General features: G+C 35.0%; 18 protein-coding genes. 6 read left to right on the top strand and 12 right to left on the bottom strand.

Features of this window, described 5'->3' with window-relative positions; genetic code table 11:
* The first annotated feature begins 77 nt into the window (after positions 1–77).
* The 3 genes from NST76_RS06700 to NST76_RS06690 are packed head-to-tail and all read left to right on the top strand — an operon-like array spanning position 78 to position 2,896.
* Positions 78–1,082 carry an iron ABC transporter permease gene (locus NST76_RS06700; protein WP_058843330.1) on the top strand — a complete coding sequence of 335 codons (1,005 nt, stop codon included), beginning with the start codon at positions 78–80 and terminating at the stop codon, positions 1,080–1,082.
* A complete protein-coding gene (locus NST76_RS06695) occupies positions 1,079–2,092 on the top strand; it encodes an iron ABC transporter permease (protein WP_058843329.1) in 1,014 nt (337 codons plus the stop codon). The genes NST76_RS06700 and NST76_RS06695 overlap by 4 nt, the downstream gene beginning before the upstream one ends.
* A gap of 15 nt (positions 2,093–2,107) precedes the next feature.
* Positions 2,108–2,896 (top strand): ABC transporter ATP-binding protein, encoded by a 789-nt coding sequence (locus tag NST76_RS06690; RefSeq protein WP_058843328.1) that lies wholly within the window; start codon positions 2,108–2,110, stop codon positions 2,894–2,896.
* A 48-nt stretch (positions 2,897–2,944) separates the two neighbouring features.
* Here NST76_RS06690 and NST76_RS06685 read toward each other — a convergent pair whose 3' ends face one another.
* The 6 genes from NST76_RS06685 to NST76_RS06660 form a co-directional block, all read right to left on the bottom strand.
* The gene (locus NST76_RS06685; RefSeq protein ID WP_036124911.1) at positions 2,945–3,919 is read right to left on the bottom strand and encodes a tripartite tricarboxylate transporter substrate-binding protein; all 975 of its coding nucleotides are present in this window, start codon (positions 3,917–3,919) and stop codon (positions 2,945–2,947) included.
* A gap of 35 nt (positions 3,920–3,954) precedes the next feature.
* A complete protein-coding gene (locus tag NST76_RS06680) occupies positions 3,955–4,629 on the bottom strand; it encodes a response regulator (RefSeq protein ID WP_058843327.1) in 675 nt (224 codons plus the stop codon).
* A 13-nt stretch (positions 4,630–4,642) separates the two neighbouring features.
* Complete coding sequence (locus NST76_RS06675) at positions 4,643–6,241, bottom strand: sensor histidine kinase (protein ID WP_036124914.1); 1,599 nt, start codon at positions 6,239–6,241, stop codon at positions 4,643–4,645.
* 504 nt (positions 6,242–6,745) lie between these two features.
* Positions 6,746–8,476 carry an ABC transporter permease gene (locus NST76_RS06670; protein WP_340810165.1) on the bottom strand — a complete coding sequence of 577 codons (1,731 nt, stop codon included), beginning with the start codon at positions 8,474–8,476 and terminating at the stop codon, positions 6,746–6,748.
* On the bottom strand, positions 8,469–9,158 hold the full coding sequence (locus NST76_RS06665; RefSeq protein ID WP_058843325.1) for an ABC transporter ATP-binding protein: 690 nt from the start codon (positions 9,156–9,158) through the stop codon (positions 8,469–8,471). Before NST76_RS06665 ends, NST76_RS06670 begins: the two co-directional genes overlap by 8 nt.
* A 15-nt stretch (positions 9,159–9,173) precedes the next feature.
* On the bottom strand, positions 9,174–9,788 hold the full coding sequence (locus NST76_RS06660) for a TetR/AcrR family transcriptional regulator (RefSeq protein WP_257982862.1): 615 nt from the start codon (positions 9,786–9,788) through the stop codon (positions 9,174–9,176).
* A gap of 250 nt (positions 9,789–10,038) precedes the next feature.
* Between NST76_RS06660 and NST76_RS06655 the strand changes: the two genes are divergently transcribed.
* Complete coding sequence (locus NST76_RS06655; RefSeq protein ID WP_058843323.1) at positions 10,039–10,659, top strand: flavin reductase family protein; 621 nt, start codon at positions 10,039–10,041, stop codon at positions 10,657–10,659.
* A gap of 414 nt (positions 10,660–11,073) precedes the next feature.
* On the opposite strand, the gene NST76_RS06650 is transcribed toward NST76_RS06655, so the two are convergent.
* The 5 genes from NST76_RS06650 to NST76_RS06630 form a co-directional block, all read right to left on the bottom strand.
* Positions 11,074–12,015, bottom strand: coding sequence for an alpha/beta hydrolase (locus NST76_RS06650; RefSeq protein ID WP_342544825.1), 942 nt, complete (start codon positions 12,013–12,015; stop codon positions 11,074–11,076).
* Between the two features lie 292 nt (positions 12,016–12,307).
* The gene (locus NST76_RS06645) at positions 12,308–13,243 is read right to left on the bottom strand and encodes a DMT family transporter (protein WP_271912657.1); all 936 of its coding nucleotides are present in this window, start codon (positions 13,241–13,243) and stop codon (positions 12,308–12,310) included.
* 433 nt (positions 13,244–13,676) lie between these two features.
* Positions 13,677–13,886, bottom strand: coding sequence for a hypothetical protein (locus NST76_RS06640; RefSeq protein ID WP_058843320.1), 210 nt, complete (start codon positions 13,884–13,886; stop codon positions 13,677–13,679).
* A 166-nt stretch (positions 13,887–14,052) separates the two neighbouring features.
* Positions 14,053–14,706: an MBL fold metallo-hydrolase gene (locus tag NST76_RS06635; protein ID WP_342544824.1), complete on the bottom strand. Its 654-nt coding sequence runs from the start codon at positions 14,704–14,706 to the stop codon at positions 14,053–14,055.
* Positions 14,707–14,782: 76 nt separating this feature from the next.
* A complete protein-coding gene (locus NST76_RS06630; RefSeq protein WP_342544822.1) occupies positions 14,783–15,706 on the bottom strand; it encodes an EamA family transporter in 924 nt (307 codons plus the stop codon).
* Between the two features lie 113 nt (positions 15,707–15,819).
* On the opposite strand from NST76_RS06630, the gene NST76_RS06625 reads away from it, so the two are divergent.
* Positions 15,820–17,238, top strand: coding sequence for a PLP-dependent aminotransferase family protein (locus tag NST76_RS06625; protein WP_342544821.1), 1,419 nt, complete (start codon positions 15,820–15,822; stop codon positions 17,236–17,238).
* Positions 17,239–17,822: 584 nt separating this feature from the next.
* Positions 17,823–18,293 (top strand): inner membrane protein YiaA, encoded by a 471-nt coding sequence (gene yiaA / locus NST76_RS06620; RefSeq protein ID WP_036127227.1) that lies wholly within the window; start codon positions 17,823–17,825, stop codon positions 18,291–18,293.
* Between the two features lie 250 nt (positions 18,294–18,543).
* Here yiaA and NST76_RS06615 read toward each other — a convergent pair whose 3' ends face one another.
* Positions 18,544–19,593, bottom strand: a complete 1,050-nt coding sequence (locus NST76_RS06615) for a 2,3-butanediol dehydrogenase (protein WP_036127229.1) — start codon at positions 19,591–19,593, stop codon at positions 18,544–18,546.
* Positions 19,594–19,606: the final 13 nt, after the last annotated feature.

Here is a 19,606-nt window from a genome sequence, read left to right as displayed (position 1 = left end):
AGAGGAGTAAGTAAGCTATTCTACTTACTTCTCTTTCTAGTAAGTCTTATCTTTTGTAAGAAAGTGTGTTGTAGTTAATGGAATCTATAGTTAAAGGTAAAGTAAAAATATATAGTACAGCAATAACTGCAATCGTTTTATTAATTTTAGGAATTATCATTAGTGTCTCTGTAGGGGTAGCAGATGTCGATCTATTAATGGTTTTGAAGTCCTTCTTCGAAACCAATCCATCAAAAGATCAATTAATTATTCAGACCCTTCGATTGCCCCGAGCTATCATCGGAGCATTAGTTGGTGCTAATTTAGCCGTAGCAGGTGCTCTTATGCAGGCGATTACTCGAAATTCATTAGCTTCCCCACAAGTATTTGGTGTGAATGCAGGTGCTTCATTGTTTATTGTCACTGCTTTCGCCCTCTTTCCTTCTCTCTCTTCCCCATCGCTTGTTTTCTCTGCTTTTATCGGGGCAGCAATAGGAGGAATAACAGTCTATTCCTTTGCTTCCGGAGGGGGAATGACTCATGTAAAACTGGCGTTAGCCGGAATGGCCGTACATTTTCTTTTGTCCTCTTTAACTCAAGGAATCATTATTTTTAGTGAGCAGGCAAAGGATGTTCTGTATTGGCTAGTGGGGTCAATTAATGGAAAATCGTGGACACATATTATGATCATTCTTCCATGGTCTATTTCTGGGCTATTCATTGCCTTATTACTTTCTCGATCTATTTCTATACTTGTCCTAGGAGAAAGCACTGCCCAAGGTCTCGGACAACAAGTAAATCGCATCCGTATTCTAGCTGGCATACTGGTCATTATTTTGGCTGGCTCTTCTGTAGCTGTCGCAGGTCCAATAGGCTTTGTAGGATTAATTGTTCCTCATATTGTTAGGAGAGTGCTAGGAGGAGATTATCAAAGAATCATTCCATTCTCTGCACTTTTTGGGGCTATACTTTTAGTTTACGCAGATATTCTCGCTCGATTTATCGCTTACCCTTTTGAATCGCCAGTTGGAATAGTTACAGCAATCATTGGGGCACCATTCTTCCTTTATTTAGCAAGGAAAGGAAGGCATATTAAACAATGAATAATAGACAACAGTTTAGGCAAAAACAATATTTTCATCCTAAGCTTATTCTCCCTGTGCTTTTAATCATCATCTTCATTTTATCAATAGTAAGTCTAGGTTTAGGAGCTATTTACATTACACCATCAGAAATCATTCACAATTTAATTGGGGAAGGAACACAAAGTCAAAGATTTATACTAAACAATTATCGTATTCCCCGTATTATAATCGCTATCATCGTAGGAGCTGGACTAGCAACAGCTGGAGCAATTTTGCAAGGAATTCTCCGTAATCCATTAGCCTCTCCAGATGTAATCGGCGTTACGAAAGGGGCTGGTTTAGCAGCCGTTATCATCATTGTTCTATTCCCAACGTCACCTATTATTTTTCTTCCCCTTTCAGCTTTTATTGGAGCAGCTATCATTGCTGCCATTCTAATGCTGTTTGTTTATAAAAAAGGTGCTCAGCCAAATACGTTGGCTTTAGTGGGAATAGCTTTAGGAGCAATATGTCAAGCAGGGATAGAATATTTAATGATTAAGTTTCCAGATGATGTAAGCATGACTCTTTTATGGTTGACTGGAAGTCTTTGGGCAAGAGGATGGGACCAAGTGTATCTTTTGCTGCCATGCCTCATTCTTATCCCAATACTATTTGGATTAACTGCTAAATTAGATATTTTGAGCCTTGGTGATGATATAGCTACAGGTCTTGGAGAACGCTCAAAATTTTTGCGATATATTTTACTAAGCGTTTCCGTTATTTTAATTGGCGTATGTGTTGCCACAGTAGGTTCTATCGGATTTATTGGTTTAATCGCTCCTCATATTGCCAGAAGAATTGTAGGATCTAAATTTAACGTTTTACTTCCTGCTTCTGCGCTCTTCGGTGCTATCCTTCTCTTAGTCGCTGATAGCCTAGGTAGAGGTCTATTTCCTCCAATAGAAATACCTGCTGGTATCATTACAGCAGTGATTGGTGCACCATATTTTTTATATTTATTACGTGCTGAACGAAAAAAAGCATAAGAAAGGTGAACATTTATGACAACATTATCAGCCGAGCATCTTTCACTGTCCTATGGATCAACTCAAATCCTTGATGATATAAATTTAGTCATTCCTGAAGGTAAGATTAGTGTTATTATTGGGTCGAATGGTTGCGGCAAATCAACTATTTTGCGCTCCTTAGCTAGATTATTAACACCTCAAGAAGGAATAGTCTATTTAGATGGAAAAGCCATTCATCAGCAATCTTCTAAAGAAATTGCAAAGAAATTGGCTATTTTACCTCAAGGTCCAGAAGCTCCGGAAGATATAACTGTTAAAGATCTTTGTTATTATGGTAGACATCCACATAAAGGTTTATTGTCTAGACAAACGCTGGAAGATGATGCGATTGTAAACCGTGCGTTAATGGCCACCAAAATGACCGATTTTGTAGATCGTACATTGGATGAGCTATCTGGAGGGCAAAGGCAAAGGGCTTGGATTTCAATGGCTTTAGCACAAGACACAGATCTTTTATTATTAGATGAACCAACAACCTATTTAGATTTGGCTCATCAAATTGAAATACTAGAATTGTTACGCAATTTAAACGTAACTCATGGTCGAACAATTGTTATGGTTTTACATGATTTAAATCAGGCAGCACAATATGCTGACCACCTTATTAGCATTGTTAAAGGAAAAATTTTTCAAGAGGGGCCGCCTGAAAAAGTATTTACCAAAAGCATGATTAGAGAAGCATTTGGACTTGATTGCTATATTATTGAAAATCCTGTTGATCAAACACCACTGTGTATTCCTATCGGCTTATCATTAAGCTAGTACTAAGTACAAGGGACCGCTACTTTTAAGATGTAGCGGCCCCTTTATTTACGAATCCATATGAATACCCATTAATTGTTCATACATCCTACTTTGATTTTCTAGAAAAATAATCGTTTCTCTTCTATTTTTATAAAAATCATTCCACATATACATTTGAAGCGTTTTCTTCCATTTCTCAGTCTTCACCATTTTTTCGATTGTTGCATCCCAAAATTCAATTTCAGCATTTGACATGTTCGGAGGCCCCATCACTCCACGCCAATGTTCAAAAACTAAATCAATTCCTTGCTCAGCCCATGTCGGAACCTCTGGTAACTCCTTTAATCTTTTTTCAGAAGAAATCACTAGTAATTTTATTTGATTTGATTCAGCATATTTTTTCGCCTCTGATAAAGACATCGTGGCAACATCGATTTGTTTTTTTAATAATGCCTCCACCACTTGTTCACTATTTTCATAAACATAAAAGTCGAGCTGTTCCGTTTTCAGCCCAACCTGTTGACTAGCTAATACAAAGGAAAGTTGATCATCATTTCCAAGCCTTGGGGAAACACCGATTTTATAAGCATGCGGATCTTTCTTGAGATCGTCCATTAACTGTTTAGCACTGGATATTTTCGAACCTTTTGAAACAATGGTAACTTCCCATTCAGTCGCTAAGGTGGCAATTGGTGTAAAGTCTTTATACGTTAATTTACTTTGACCCAATAAATAATTAGTGATAAGTAGACTTGAATTAATGGCTATTACTGAATCTGTTTGATCCTTTGTATATTTCCAGCCTAATTCCCCGCCAACACCGACTTTATTAATAACAGAAATATTCTGATTCATCAAATTTTCACTTATCAATATATCTTGCATAGCCCTAGCTGTTACATCCCATCCCCCACCAATTGAGCTAGGTGCAATAATCGTTACCTCTTTTGTGATTGGTTCCTCGATTTTAAATTCATTTGTAGAGCAAGTAAAGAGAATTATCATGAACAGTAGGAATAACATGAGTTGTTTCTTCTTCATTCGTTAGACCTTTATCATAAATTTACAGTGTTTTGTCATATTAGGTAATACTTCCTTTCAGGTCTTCCGACAATTCCATAATCATGTTTAGCTGTACAGACGTTGATTGAAACCAAATACTCTAGGTATCTTCTTGCCGTTGTTCTAGATGCCCCCATCTTTTCCCCCATTTCCTCAATTGAAACGCCACCTTTAAGCTCAAACATTATTTCTTTGACTTTTTGCAAGGTTAAACGATCCACCCCTGAAGGAAGGTCCTTTTGATTCATCACAGTTTGGACAGAAGTGCCAAAGAAACTATCAATAATTGACTGATCGATTTCATCCCTACTATTAAAGAGCTCTTTTTTCCTTTTATATTCCTCGATGATTTCAATAAACTTTTCCATTGTTACCGGCTTTAAAAGATAGTGGAAAACGCCAAAACGCATAGCCTTTTCTAGCATAGCTTTTTCAGTTGCTGCCGTAACCATAATAATATCTACATTTGGATAGTCTCCCCTTATTTTCTGAAGTAAATCAGTTCCAAGCTCATCGGGCATATAAATATCTAATAGAAGTAAATCAACTTCTTCTTGCTCAAGCAGGTTCAATGTTTCTTTAGCATTTAACGCCTTCCCAACCAAGCTTACATCAGATACTCTCTTCAAAAATCCCTCTTGTATTTGTGCAATTCGAAAGTCATCCTCTGCAATCACAACTTTTATCACTTTACTTCTCTCCTCATATGAAAGCCCTTTTTGGCAGGTATACTGTAAAAATGGCTCCTCCACTCTTATCATTATGCACTTCAATTGTGCCCCTTAATGACTCCACAATTCGTTTAACATTGAATAAGCCATACCCCCTATTCTCCCCTTTAGAAGAATAGCCCAAAGTGAATATGGTATCTATTTGTTCCTCAGACAGCCCTTTTCCGTTGTCTGTTACTTCTATTATGATGTCATTACCAAAGCCAGTAATTGAAAACAATACCTTCTTACTTTGTTGATTAGCGACCGCATCAAAGGCATTATCAATGAGATTTCCGATAATTGTAATAATATCTGTTACCTCAATATTGCTTGGCAAAGGATCGACATGACTATCAGGATCAATTTCTAATGTTATTTTCTTTTCAGAAGCTTTCCCTAGTTTCCCTAACAAAATTGCTTGCACATTAGCATCATGAATTTGATTAAATAATATTTGATTTCTATGTTGATAGGTGATTGACTCCTTTTGAATAAAATCAAAAGCATCCTTATATCGTTCTAATTGGAGCAAACCAGATATTAAATATAATTTATTGGTGTATTCGTGGGTTTGCGCTCGTAAGCCTTCTGAATAAGCCCTAACCTCTGATATAGTATTGATTAAATTCTTTAATTCAGTCTTATCACGGAAACTAGATACAGCCCCCATAATTTGATTGTTTTTTATAATAGGAATAACGTTAAAGATAAAAACGATATCATTCAAGAGAATCTCAACATTGTGCATCATTTTTCCTGTTTGCAAAACCTCTTCAATTTTTGAATTCTTAAGAACGTCATTGATATGCTGACCAATTAATCTTTCTTCATTAAGATTCATCATTTTCTTAGCCGAATGATTGATTAATGTTAACAATCCATTTTGATCAATCGCAAGAATTCCTTCTTTAATAGACAAAAGAATTGCGCTTCTTTCTAGGTATAGCGATGAAATCTCGTGTGGTTCTAAACCTAAGGTATCCTTTCTAATACTTTTTGTTAGAAAAATACCACCTATGATACCGAGCATTAGTATCACAATAGAGGCAATGACAATGGTCTTAATTCTACTAATAATATTTCGATAAATGTCTGTTTCCAAAAACTCTACCGAAACGACTCCAATTATGCGCTGGAAATCACCATAGTCGGCCATTATTGGCACTTTCCCAATAATAACGGAGCCACTGCTTCGCTCAACTTCAAAAATATTTGAGCCTCCAAATAGCAGTGCTAGATCATTGGTATCATCTAAACCACTTTCCTCAATATCATTTTCTACATGAGAATAAATGATCTTATCACGATTTTCAATGATAATATTTGCTGCGTTTACCTGATCTATCACTTGCTCAGCGATAGGACGAAATTGAGTTTCCAAGTCCTCTTGTTCAATTGCATCTCTTAATTCAGGCATAAGTGAAATCGATTTTGCCGCTTGTAATGCTAATTGTTCTACTTGATTTCTAGTATCTACTGCTTGTAAATAAGCAAAGACACTTGCAAGCAGCGTAATAATGAGAAGTATAAGGGAACTAATTAACCCTAGTATTTTCGTTTTTAATGTAATCCTTTTATTTTTAAACATCGTATTTAACCCTTCTAAATTAGAGAGACAGAATTATATTGAATGAAGAAAATAGTAGATAACTCACGTAATGAAATTTAGCTTATGAGTATCCCATCTTATTGTACTTTACAACCACTATTTTATACATCTTTTCAAGCACCCCTTAGGATATGGTGAATGCTCACATTTAAACAAAGATGATACAGTTAGTTCGCTCATTTCTGTCATCCATTCTTTCGAAATTGCTTACTGTATAAGCATTAAATAATCCCCACCGTTCATAATCAAATGGTGATTGAATTCTCTTTAGATTTCTACCAGTAGAAGAAGTTATTCACATAGTAATATGATTTACCCTGCTCATAAAATTAATGTTGTATTCCTTAGTTTCCCTCGTACGAAAGATAAAACAAACAGCATCTTCAACTACCATGCACTGTTCCTTGAAGTGCATTTCTTTACATTCAAAACATCTTCGTTTGCTATCTCCTTAATAGTCACATCATTTTACTTATGTTGGTGTTAAAGGATGTATTTTTTAGTCTGTTCTGCATTTTGAATTTTTTCAATTTTATTATTAAATCTACAGTGGATAAGATGATAAAGTAGATTTAGCAACAACCATATACCGCCAATTATAAACAAATTCGTTTGAAACGGTATATAATCACCCGTTTTTATCGAGAGGCTTTTTTGTATGAACTGACAAACTATAACACTTAATGAAACCATAATGATAAATGCCACATTTAAAAGAGGTTTATAAATACTGATTAACATTTTGTTAATGGACTTTGCAGAATACCCTAACATATTTAAAATAAGAATATTTCTTGTGCAATCTTGAAAATTTAGCAGTATGACAAGATAAAGAAGCAAACAGCCAATCATACATCCTAATAGTTGATTTATCACTGCACTTATTTTATTTGAAACATTATTTTTTTGTAAATAAGCTAAACGTTCCTTTTCTGTTATTATTGATTTATTCTCATACTGTTTAGGAACAGTGTTTGAAAGTATTCCGTTATAGCTTGACTCTTTTATGGATAACATACTTGCTAATTGCGGTTCTGAAAGATAAATAGTCTTATTCTCTGCATTTCCCACAATAGCAGCAACTTTTAGTTTATAGATTTTATGTTTAATATTTACTTCAATATAATCATTTTGTCGTATTCCATAGAGTTCAGATAAAGCTTCATTTATATACACCTCTTTTTCTTTAGGTAAGAAAAGCTCCTTGTGATCTAATGTATAAAATTGAAACAAATTTGTTTTTTTATGAAATCCAATTGCTTGTTGATTAATTTCATCTCCTTTCCATGAAATCTTCACATTACTTCTTAAATAGAAAGTGCTACCTTCTCCTAGCGGATGATACGGCTGATAATCTTCAAACTGAATATCGTGTTTATAGGACTTACCAAGTGTCTGGGTTTCATAAATATATTGACTGCTGAAATGAAGTGACATGCTCATAATCCATAAAACTGTAAAACAGCCTACTGACAGGAATAGTAAAGACACTGCAAATGGCTTACGTAAAGCTATGCGAAATGAGCGCCGATATTTGATTGGAACTGCATTGGATAGTTTATTGCTAATGAAAACAATCCATTTATTTTGGTGTTCTTCAGGGAAATTACGTAATAATGAGGAAATATCAAATTTTAAAAACTTATAGTACGGCACTATTGCCATTATTCCCGATAATACAACAATAAATAGGAAACCTATTGCTAAATTTGAAGGGAAAATTCCCTTTTGAAGTGATTCAATATCAAAAGATGAACGATATAATTGTAATAATACATCTGAGCAAACCCATCCCAATATGAAGCCTACTATAAAGGCAATAAAAGAAAGACTACTATTAATGAAAAACATAACTGCGATTATTTGTTTATTTGAACATCCGAAAGCCTTATAGCAACCAATTTCTTTCAGATGATTACGGTAATATTTTAAAAAAAACATATAAAATGCAAAGGCTGCAATTACAGAAAAAATGATTAAAAAAGTAGCTGCTAAAATTTGATTAGAATGCAATGCAATCAATAGCTCTTTTTGCGAGCTATTAATTAATATCCCATTTGCTTTATTGTAAGCCAAATGTTTTAGATTCCCATCTATAGATACTTGAACAAAAAAGTACATAAATGAGCCTAAACAGCTCAGAAAAAATAACACAGACATAGTCGCTTTTTCACATAGTAAACTCTTAAAAATTTGTTTAAACACACTACTCATTATAGAATCTCCGTGGAGAAGTATTTAAATAATCGTCCTCAATAAGACCGTCCTTCATGACAATAATACGGTCTGCCACTGTGGAAATTTTGAGGTTATGTGTAGAAAAAATAATGAGTGTACCATAGGTTTTATTTAATTCCTTTAAATAGTCCACAACTTGTTTGCTGTTATGCTCATCCAATGCTCCTGTTGCTTCATCACAAAACAAAATTTCAGGATTTTTAATCATTGCACGTGCGATAGAAACTCGTTGTTGCTGACCACCAGATAATTCATTGGGAAATCGATCTGCTAATGTTTCGATCCCTAGCCTTGCTATAAGTTCACGGAATTCTAAATCTTGAGCATTCCCTGTTTTCCCTAATTCAATATTCTCCCGTACCGTTAATTCCGACAATAGTAAATAGTCTTGGAAAATATTACTGAAATTATAGCGTCTGAATTGAATCATCTCTTTTTGTTCCGCATGAGAAATATCTAAATCTTTATAATAAACATTTCCTCTTGTTGGCTTCATTAGTCCTGACATGATATTGATGAGTGTTGATTTCCCACAACCACTTTGTCCGAGTATCACATTAAACGTATGGGCAAAAAATGAAAGGTTAATTTCTTGTAAAACTGTATCAAAATCATTAAATTTTTTGCTTATATTTTGTAATTTTAAAACAGCTTCCATTTACCAATCTCCTTTTTAGTTAGTAAAAAAGCCAATATTATCAGTTGTTCCTAAACCTTTATTGATCAATTCTTCATAGGCTGTTATTTTATATGGAATGGTTTCTGGATCCCAATGAAATAAATCTTTATCTAAATAAAAATTTGATAGTGTCAATAACATTTCAGCTATTTCTAAGGGATAATTTGTGTAAAAAATTTTTTCCTCCACTCCCTGTTCAATGATTTCTGCAAAATACGGAGCAAGATATTTAGTTAGACCTATCATCAGTTTTTGATGGAATACAGCATTTTCAGGTTGATTCATCATTCGATCTTGCTCTTTATTTTGATGAAAAAGAGAAATACTATTTTGAACTGCCATTTTAAGTCTTACATCTGCGGATAATGTCTTATTATCCATCGTCTTTATTTCCACTACCGCATTTTCAACAAACAATTTAACAGCTTCATCTACACATTCTTCTTTTGACTGAAAATAATGATAAAAGGCTCCTCTTGATATGCCCAATTCCTTTATGATTATCGGAAGTGTCATTTTTTCATAACCATATTGCAGAAGAACCTCCCAAATTCGAATTAAAATGTCGTTTTTTTTATGTTCATAGTTTTTATTTGTCCTTGCCATCATAAACCTCCTATAAATAAACCGACCAACGGTTTATTTATATATTTCCATATTTTTCTTATGAAGTCAAGGAACTTGGCATAAAAAATGTAGAAATATCAAGGAGATGAAATGAAGAACTTTAAACTTTACCTTTCCTCCATATTCTTTTGTTGAAGTAATTATTTTGTAATCAACACTTCGATGCTTATCGAAATCTTTATATTTTACAATGAGTTATGACAGCGAAAATATTTAGTAGGAGGAACTTAAAATGACAATAATAAAGCAAATACCAAATACAAAAATGATAAATCCTAAAATTTTATATTATGGATTTCCTGTAATTTTACTGAGTACATTAAATGAGGATGGAACAGTGAATATTAGCCCTTTGTCATCTTCTTGGGCATTAGGAGACTGTATTGTCTTAGGTATTGGCCTTGGTGGAAAAGCAATAGAAAATTTAGAACGACATCCTGAATGTGTCATTAATATTCCTGACCCCTCTCTATGGGAAAATGTGGAGCAGTTAGCTCCTTACACAGGAAAAAAACCAGTTCCAGATTTTAAGAAACAAATTGGTTTTACATATAGAAAAGAGAAATTTGATATTTGTGGATTCACACCTATTAATTCTACAACGGTCATTCCTACTCGGATTATGGAGTGTCCCATTCAAATCGAGGCAAAGGTAAAACATATTCGTATCCCAGATTATTCTCCTACTTTTGCAATTGTTGAGACACAAACGATACATGTACATGCTCATGAGGAAATTATTATTGAAGAAAATCATATTGATCCAAATAAATGGAGCCCACTTATTTATAATTTTCGGCATTATTTTGGTCTGGGAAGCAAGCTAGGTAACAACTTCCGTTCAGAGATCTAAACATAATCAAGTTGTACTAGATACAGTATAAAAGTAAACCCATACTCTATTAAGTAAGTAGTTGGTTAGCGCTATTTATGTCATTACAGAGCTGTTCCCCATGATTTTTGCCATGAGCCTCCTGATGATGGTTTCAGCGTTATCGTTACACCTTTCAGAACCTTTTTGAACACTTCTAATACTGCATAAAAAAGGCCAGGTACTCATATGAGCGCCTGGTTATTCGTTTCAAGAACTTTATTTAATTGGCTTCAAAATAGATACTGGCTGTTCATACGCACAAAATAATTAACTACAACAAATATATTACACTTGGTCGGAGGCACTTAGTTGGCTCATCCTTATTTCCCCAATCGAGAAAGGCGCTTACTGACCATCAATATAAGATAAAATAAAGGATCTTTCTCAGTACCTTCACTGTACTTCCTTCATAAATTCTCTGAAGCCTTCAACGATTTCTTTTGCTTTGGTACGATATAAATAATGATCCCCTTCAAATGTCATCACTTTCCCATTTATAGAATCTTCTATTTGTTTTTTATGCTCTGGTATCCATCTGTCAGTTAATGGATGATTTTCTTGTATAAAGAAAATCACAGGGAGATTTTTTGGGAAGGATCTATTTTCAGCTGCTTTAAAATTTTCATACATCATTTCAGCTTCATTTAACTGGCTTGGGTTATACATGTTTTTGTGTTTAAGAATTCTCAATTGTTCTTTTGTTTTATCATCATATGGTAGTACGGCGTATGGGTCATCCCCTAGCTTTACTTGCAATCTCGCTAAACCCGATTTTTTAAGTAGTTTTATAGTTCTTATTATAGAAGAATCAATCTTTTTCTCGCTTATCGTTGGAACACTGCTATCAAGCCCGACAAATGCACTCACCTCTTCTGGATATTTGTTCACATAATCCAATCCATAAAGGCCTGAAATGGAGTGTCCCATCAGAATATAACGTTCAATATGAAGACGCTGTAAAGCTTCATGTATTTCACTAACAATATTCTCTGTGCTACGTTCTTTTTCAGTTAGATCACTTAACCCATAACCAAAAGGCTCGATGACAACCACTTTGTAAAATGGAGATAATTCATCTACTAGAAATTTAAAATCAAGTGCTGGTGCCGCTGTTCCATAACCAGGTAAAAGCACAACGGTTTCTTCGCCTTCTCCTTGAATGAAGACATTCATCGTTTTCCCGTCCACTGCTACAGACTGCCCATAAGTTTCTATTTTTCCTTGCTCTATTTTAGAGCAGACAATATTCACTAGGAAAACAATCGCTAAAAAAAGTATGATGGCTACAGCAAAAACTGCTATTAATTTACTTAAAATGAGGATCATTTTTTTCATTATGTTTGCACGATAGTATAGAACGGTAAGCGATCACCGTTTTCTCCATTGCTCTCGTGCCACACCTCCCTTTCGTTATCTCTAAGTGGATTCCGGCTACTTTCATAAACCGTTAAGGATAGCTTATACAACGAAGGTGTACTGCTTATGACAACAATATGAACGGAGTATGAACAAAAAAATTTACAGCGTTGCATAAAAGGTGTAATTGAATCTACTAAGGAGGACGTTAAATTCGTATCAGAAAACCGAATTGTTATCACATTGCTTGATTGTCATGAAAAAAGGATCTTCAAATCGAAGACCCTTTCGCTACTTCTTTGCTGGATTTTTTGTACTTAGTTTTGACGCTACTTAACAATCCATCTTTATCTAGCAATGTTGGTAAGCTTATACCGACAACGATCGTGACGATACCTGCTATTTGCAAAATGGTAACCGTTTCGCTTAATAGGATAACAGATACCATCACGGCGATTGGCAATTCAACAGCACTCAATATAGAGGACATACCTAATCCAACTTTAGGAACTGCAATAGTGAATAAGAAAACGGGGATAATCATGCCAAATAACCCTAATGCCAATCCATAAATCCAAAGCCCCTCATTAAACAAAGTACCATTCCAAATAATTTCTGGAGACTGAAAAGCCGCCGTAATCATAAAAGCAAAGAAAGAAACCAATACTAAACGGTTAGAGGTTGTCATACTTGCAGTTGCCTTACCGTTCACATATAAAAATAAAGAGTAACAAAGAGCAGCTGCTAATCCCCATAACCATCCCTGCAAAGGTATTTGGGATAAATCAACATCAATTATTCCAGCAGCTGGTATGGTTCCAGCTACCAATATAATTAAAGAGATTAATTCAATTCTGCTTGGAAATTGCCGTTTTGTAATACAAGAGATCAACATACCGATCCATGTAAATTGAAACAGTAGTACTACTGCCAAGGAAGCTGGCAAAAAGTTCAAAGAATGACCATATAAAATATTTGTTAACCCAGTTAAGATACCTGCAAATAAAAGGATTTTAACACCTTTAAAGCTAAATTTTGACCTGTTTGTAACTAAGCAGATACATACTGCTATACAGAAGCCAACAAAAAATTGACTTGTCACTGCCTCGGATACCGAAAAGCCACTACGCATTGCCAGTTTTATGATAGTTGAAACGATTCCAAAACTACTAGCTGCAATAATGACTAATAGGGGATAAAGATACATTTTGCTAATTCACTTCCCTCTTAAAACTTGTATATAAATTAAATTTCGATTATGATTTTGAGATTTTGAAAAAAAATCATAATCTCCAATATAAATCACTGATTGTTATTTTACAATCTTTTTTTCGGCAATAATGGTTTACAAACCGAGTTTTTCAGTGAAAAAAGAAAAATTTTGGAAATATTAAAAAAGCCAAACCCAGATGTATCAAGGGTTTGGCTTCTATCCATGATATTTCATTAATACAGAAGGTTAAATTGGTGATGTTTTATTCTGTATTTGCTTAAGTATGTTACTTTACCATCTTTTTCAGTAGTAATCCTAGGCAAAAAAATCACCTTACCTATAAGAGTAAAGTGATTTTAATCAACATTTTCTTCTATCAGTCACATAGAAAAAGTCTATTTCTCTTTAGTAAAAATTGGCAATACATTTAGCGTGACTCTTTTGGCGGTTGGCATACATCACATTTTCGTTGATGTTTATTTTTAAATTTCGTAAATGTTTTTTCAAAGTTACTTCCACATGCACATTTAAATAATAACTTTTGAGAAAAACCATGATATTCAGTCGTTAGCAACTTACTTTCTGAATTGTTCTCAACAAACTTTTGAATTTCACTAATCGTCCAACGCTTATTCATTCTCTTACACCTCCATATTTTTCATTTTGCGGAGGCTTTTCTTGGCATCCGTTATAAAAAGGTCTTAATCATCTTAAGCTCTTCATTATAACATGAGCTGGCTAACAATAAAACAGACTTCCATTTACACTTAGCAGTAGTTCCTCAAAAAAAGAGATCATTATTTTTAAAATTTTTGAATCTGCTCTTTAATATTTACGTTACATAATCCTCCGTGGTAACAAACTACAGATTCAATGTCGAAGTCTAAATATTTCTTCAAAGATTGTCGAGCGACCTTTATATCCAAAGTAGTTGGAACATGAATTCCCCCCAGTGTACCGTTTACACTATACATCGAATCTCCGGCAACAAGTGTTTTACTTTGCTTTAAATATAAGCTGATATGGCCAGGCGTGTGCCCTGGAGTATGGATCACTCGAATTCCGCCACAATACGGTAGTTCTTGACCGTCTTTCAAGGCTACATCCACTTTCCCCTTGGGTGGATTCGCTATGTGCGCGTCTTTCAAAAGTGGTAAATCCCCCTGGATATAAGGCTTATCTAGTTCGTGCGCATAGACTTTTATATTACTTCCACAATTTCGCACTATTTCCGGGAGGCTGCCTATATGATCTATATCCTGATGTGTCAAAATCACAACCTTTAGGTTATCGAACGACACGCCTACCTTATCCATTGCTACGCGCAAATCTTCCATTTGACCTGGGAATCCAGTGTCTATTAAAACAGCCATTTCCTGATCCCATAAAAGTGTTGGATGAATGATGTTCCCATTAAATTCAAGATCCAGAATCTCTACTCCCTTAGAAATTTTCATAGCTTCATTCTCCTTTTAAATTAGATTTAATCAATGTAGAATAATAGAATTTCTTACCTCTCTTATTCAAGTTATATTAATTTTTCACATCCTGAAGCATAGTCCTATTGCGCCAAAGCAACTCCCTCAATGTTTCGAAATTGATTAGAACCGTTCCAGCAATAATCGTCAGAGTACCTATGCCTGTTAGCCAAGAAATATATTCATGATAGAGGGTCACACCTAATGTAACGGCAATGACTGGTGAGATATACAGCCATGTAGAAGGAAAAACAGGATTCGTTCGGGAAACAAGCCAATAATAAATGCTATGGCCGATCATTGAACCAAAAATAATTAAATAAAGAAGAGAGCCAATTGAAGCTGGGCTTAAAAGATAATGAAGCTGAATGTTCTCAGTAAAAAGTGACAAAACGATTAATAAAATCCCACCATGCATCATTTGCGCTGCATTTAAAGCAATTGGAGATGTCGTTTCAAATTTTCGGATGACATGCTTCGTATAAATGGTTCCAGATGCATAAAAAACTTCCCCTAGTATTATGGCAAAACAACCAACCATCCAGAAGGGACTAATCTCAATTGAAAAGCTAGGTAAGATCAAGAACGTAACACCAACGACTCCGACAACACAACCAATAAATGATTTTCGATTTCCTTTTTGCTTCAATAGGAATGTCTGTATAATAATGATCATCATTGGACCTGTAGCAGATAAGACAGCTGCAATCCCTGATGTCACATACTGTTCTGCCCAATATAATGTGGCAAACGTCCCAAAGGTTAAGCCCACTCCTGTAAAAAACATCTCTTTACGAAATAACACCCGTATTGTCGTTCTTTCTCTCCAAACCATAAAACTAAATAACAGTAAACCGGCAATAAAAAAACGGAGACCAGCTGATAAAAACGGAGGCATTCCTGCTTCAACACCAATTTTAATCGCTAAAAAAGTCGTTCCAAAAATCAAACACATGAAAAAATAATTAATAAGTACCATATAAACCTCCTCCTCTTTTTCTATCATAAAAGAAAGACAATAGAACAGATTAAAAGAGATAGAACAGATTAGATAGGTTCGTGGTACAATCGTTTTGAAAAGGAGGAATCAATATGGGCAAAGCAAATCAAAATGAAGATTATCTTTTTAACAAAGTTTACGATTATGTACTGCACCGTATAGAACGTAAAGAATGGAAAGAACATGACAAGATTCCCTCCGTCCGACAATTAGCATCTGAAATGAATGTTCATCGATTAACGGTATTAAAAGCTTATCAATTACTAAAACAGCATGACAAAGTTTATGTAAAAGATAAAGCAGGCTATTATGTCCAATCAACTGTAACGAAAAATCTTGAATATCTAGATCAGGACAATCCCATTGTTTCTGCATACGTAAAAAAAAATCATTTATCCGAAATCCATCAACCCTCTGTTTCCTATCATTTTTCTCAGGCGTTGATTGATCCAAATCTTTTGCCTAATCATTATTTTTCAGATTATGTGAAGGAAGTGTTTGATCTTTATCCTAAAGTACTTGCCACCTACTCAACTGTACAAGGTGATCTAGAGCTGCGTGAAACACTCACTCACTATTTTATCAACCAGTATAAAACTCATTTGAGTGCAGATAATCTGTTAATCACTTCTGGCTCACAGCAAGCGATTCACTTAATCGCTCAAGCTTTTATTAAACCAAGAGACGTCGTTTTATTTGAACGTCCAAGCTACAGTGCTGCGATTGATATTTTTAGAGCACAAGGAGCACAGATTGTAACGGTTGATATCCATCCAGAGGGCTACGATTTAGAACAGGTTGAATACTATATTAAACAATACAAGCCGCGCCTATTTTATCTCAACCCCACATTCCATAACCCGACTGGTTATACTGTTTCTGTCGAGCAGCGCAAAAAATTAGTAGAACTAGCTGAACAATATCGATTTCTATTAATTGAAGACGATGCCTATCACGACATCTATTTTGATCAAGCCCCACCACCACCCATTTACACGTACGATAGTGCTGGAACAGTCATTTATATCCGAAGCTTTTGCAAATATATCTCTCCTGGCTTGAGAATTGCGACTGTGATTTGTCAATCATCATTAATGAACTCACTCCTAATAGAAAAATCATTGGCTGATAATGGCTCACCACTTCTCAATCAAAAAATTTTTCTCCATTACTTTTCATCCCTAAGATTGCAACAGCATTTGGAGAAAATTAGGATCGCCCTACAGATTCGAAAGGAAATCATGGAAGAAGAGCTAGCTGTAACAGGTTGGCGATGGGCTAGCCCAAAAGGTGGTCTGAATTTATGGGTGCAGCTCCCAGATAATGTTCCAACTGAATTATTACTATCTAAAAGTATTGAACAATCTATATCCTTTGTACCGGGTCAAATTTGTGATCCATTAAAACAACTATCATCCTGGGTACGTTTAAGCTATTCTTATGCAAATGAAAAACAACTAAGGGAAGGAGTAAAAAGGTTGGTTGCAGTGGCGCAATCTCTTTCTACGTGAGGGGTACTTTTTTGAAACCAGCTACTCACTTTCAAATGGGCCTAGGCTTTTAAATTTTCTTTAAAAGCCTTTTATTAGCATTTAAATACAATTGTTGCAACTGACCAATTTAATTTCAACCATAAGTCAGGTTTTACACAGCTTTATTTATGCATTATCTATTATCAACCATTTAAATTATTTCGTTCATTGTTCGTCAATAACAGTGGGCAAAGCAACAATAGGCAGCCACATCTACCTAACATATTCAGCTGTCTATTTGAATAAAATGAAAAAAAGTTATACACCTAGTTCTTATCGGTACAACAGATTCCTGCCCCTAAAAAGGAATTGCAACAAAGGACAGAAAAAATTGTCTCGGGGTAAAGCGCAAATTTACCAAGGAACAATAATCGTCCCTTTAAATTTGATGAAGCCACATTGACTATCTATAGTGCAGCAAAATAACGGTCAAGTATAAAGCCGCTTCCTTCAAAGGGGGTTGCTTTATTACTGAAAAGCCAGTTTTAGAGAAATTTCTGTTCTCATCACATCCCTGTAGAATAAGAATGTTTTGATACAGAGATAGAAGGAGGAGAAAGATATTGTCTAATCAAAATGAGACATCATTAGATAAGGGAAAACAGCCTGATCCGAAAATAAAAGTAGAAAGGAAAGAGGGAGAACCGACTGCTGCTTTCAAGGGTGCTTCCTGGGCAGCACTGTTCGTAGGTGTTACTGCTTATCTTATAGGCCTATTTAACGCAACGATGCAACTAAACGAAAAAGGATATTACTTAGCTGTTTTAGTATTCGGGCTCTATTCAGCAGTATCTTTACAAAAATCAGTAAGAGATAAAGATGAGGGAATACCAGTTACTACTATTTATTATGGTATTAGTTGGATTGCACTTATTGTATCTATTTTATTAATGGGTATTGGTTTATATAATGCTGGAAGTATTGTTTTAAGCGAAAAAGGATTCTATGGTATGTCATTTGTCCTTAGTTTATTTGCCTCCATAACAGTTCAAAAAAATATTAGAGACACACAGAGGGCAAGAGAAAGAAATTAAACTATATGACAAAAAGAATCGTGAAATTCATTCTCGATTCTTTTTGTCATTTTTCTTCTCTTATTATATTTCAAAAATATCGAGTATAAACGCTTTCTTAAGCTGCAACGCCCCTCTTCCCCTCAATGAAGTTCAGCAAATCCTTTGAAAAACAGTTTTGAATCATCAAACAGGCTATAAGAAAAGAGCATGACTATAATAAGCCATACTCCCTTTGTTAGGATAGATTTATTTTAATCTATCCATGTTATTAATTTTCTCCACTTATCGCGACTAAAATTTTAGATTGTGATTTGTCGTTTGTTAACGTTTTGAATCCTTTATCAACAATGTCATCTAATTCAATTTGACTTGTGATGATACCCTGTGGATTTAATTGACCAGAGCTCATTGCATCAATTGTTCTTTGGAAAATTGACGGTGTATAAACAATTGATGACAGTACATTAACACCTGTGTTTGTAAGCTGCATTGGATTCCATTCGATTGGTCTTGCAAAAATCGAAACGATCATCATGTTACCGCGTGGTTTTGTAACATCAATTGCTTGTTTAAAGGTAGGAGCTACTCCCGCAACTTCAAAGGATACATCAACCCCACCTGCTACAATCGATCGAACGGCTTGTACAGGATTTTCTTTACCAGAGTTAATGGCATGGGTTGCACCTAATTCTTTTGCCTTTTCTAATCGATCATCGGATAAATCTAATACGATAACTTTACTTGCACCCGATGCTTTTGCAGCGATTACTGTTAACAATCCAATTGGTCCAGCCCCAAATACGGCTACAGAATCTCCTAATGTAACCCCAGCATCTTTGACAGCTTGTACAGCAACAGCCATTGGTTCTACTAGTGCACCATCTTTTAATGTTAAGTTATCTGCTAAACGGTGTACATTTGTTACAGGGACATTGACATATTCCGCAAATCCACCGTTTCCATGTAGTCCGATGAAATTAAATCCATCATATCGATCGACATCTTCATGTTTGTTTCTATAAGTTAATGTAGGATTGATGACAACTCGGTCTCCTGCCTTTAAGTCCGTAACCTTAGAGCCAACTTCTTCGATAATCCCAGCAAATTCATGACCCATTGTAAGCGGGGCAACTTCACCTGTTAATTCAGCTTTTACATCAACTGGTACAAAAACTGGACCTTCTTCGTATTCATGCAAATCACTTCCACAAATACCAGCCCATGCTACTTTTACTTTCACTTCTTCTTCTCTTAAAGCTCGTAATTCAACCTCTTCGACTCTAATATCTTTCACATTATGCCAAACTGCAGCTTTCATTTATGTTACCCCC

Source organism: Lysinibacillus sp. FSL W7-1291 (assembly GCF_038593415.1).
Taxonomy (GTDB): Bacteria; Bacillota; Bacilli; order Bacillales_A; family Planococcaceae; genus Lysinibacillus; species Lysinibacillus fusiformis_D.
This window is presented reverse-complemented; position numbering and strand designations above follow the sequence as displayed.

What these genes read in the sequence shown, in the direction of transcription:
- NST76_RS06675 (WP_036124914.1), bottom strand. Translation starts at nt 6,241, where the DNA reads ATGTTTAAAAATAAAAGGATTACATTAAAAACGAAAATACTAGGGTTA.
- NST76_RS06630 (WP_342544822.1), bottom strand. Translation starts at nt 15,706, where the DNA reads ATGGTACTTATTAATTATTTTTTCATGTGTTTGATTTTTGGAACGACT.
- NST76_RS06635 (WP_342544824.1), bottom strand. Translation starts at nt 14,706, where the DNA reads ATGAAAATTTCTAAGGGAGTAGAGATTCTGGATCTTGAATTTAATGGG.
- NST76_RS06690 (WP_058843328.1), top strand. Translation starts at nt 2,108, where the DNA reads ATGACAACATTATCAGCCGAGCATCTTTCACTGTCCTATGGATCAACT.
- NST76_RS06695 (WP_058843329.1), top strand. Translation starts at nt 1,079, where the DNA reads ATGAATAATAGACAACAGTTTAGGCAAAAACAATATTTTCATCCTAAG.
- NST76_RS06685 (WP_036124911.1), bottom strand. Translation starts at nt 3,919, where the DNA reads ATGAAGAAGAAACAACTCATGTTATTCCTACTGTTCATGATAATTCTC.
- NST76_RS06650 (WP_342544825.1), bottom strand. Translation starts at nt 12,015, where the DNA reads ATGAAAAAAATGATCCTCATTTTAAGTAAATTAATAGCAGTTTTTGCT.
- NST76_RS06655 (WP_058843323.1), top strand. Translation starts at nt 10,039, where the DNA reads ATGACAATAATAAAGCAAATACCAAATACAAAAATGATAAATCCTAAA.
- NST76_RS06645 (WP_271912657.1), bottom strand. Translation starts at nt 13,243, where the DNA reads ATGTATCTTTATCCCCTATTAGTCATTATTGCAGCTAGTAGTTTTGGA.
- NST76_RS06700 (WP_058843330.1), top strand. Translation starts at nt 78, where the DNA reads ATGGAATCTATAGTTAAAGGTAAAGTAAAAATATATAGTACAGCAATA.
- NST76_RS06670 (WP_340810165.1), bottom strand. Translation starts at nt 8,476, where the DNA reads ATGAGTAGTGTGTTTAAACAAATTTTTAAGAGTTTACTATGTGAAAAA.
- NST76_RS06640 (WP_058843320.1), bottom strand. Translation starts at nt 13,886, where the DNA reads ATGAATAAGCGTTGGACGATTAGTGAAATTCAAAAGTTTGTTGAGAAC.
- NST76_RS06660 (WP_257982862.1), bottom strand. Translation starts at nt 9,788, where the DNA reads ATGATGGCAAGGACAAATAAAAACTATGAACATAAAAAAAACGACATT.
- NST76_RS06625 (WP_342544821.1), top strand. Translation starts at nt 15,820, where the DNA reads ATGGGCAAAGCAAATCAAAATGAAGATTATCTTTTTAACAAAGTTTAC.
- NST76_RS06665 (WP_058843325.1), bottom strand. Translation starts at nt 9,158, where the DNA reads ATGGAAGCTGTTTTAAAATTACAAAATATAAGCAAAAAATTTAATGAT.
- NST76_RS06615 (WP_036127229.1), bottom strand. Translation starts at nt 19,593, where the DNA reads ATGAAAGCTGCAGTTTGGCATAATGTGAAAGATATTAGAGTCGAAGAG.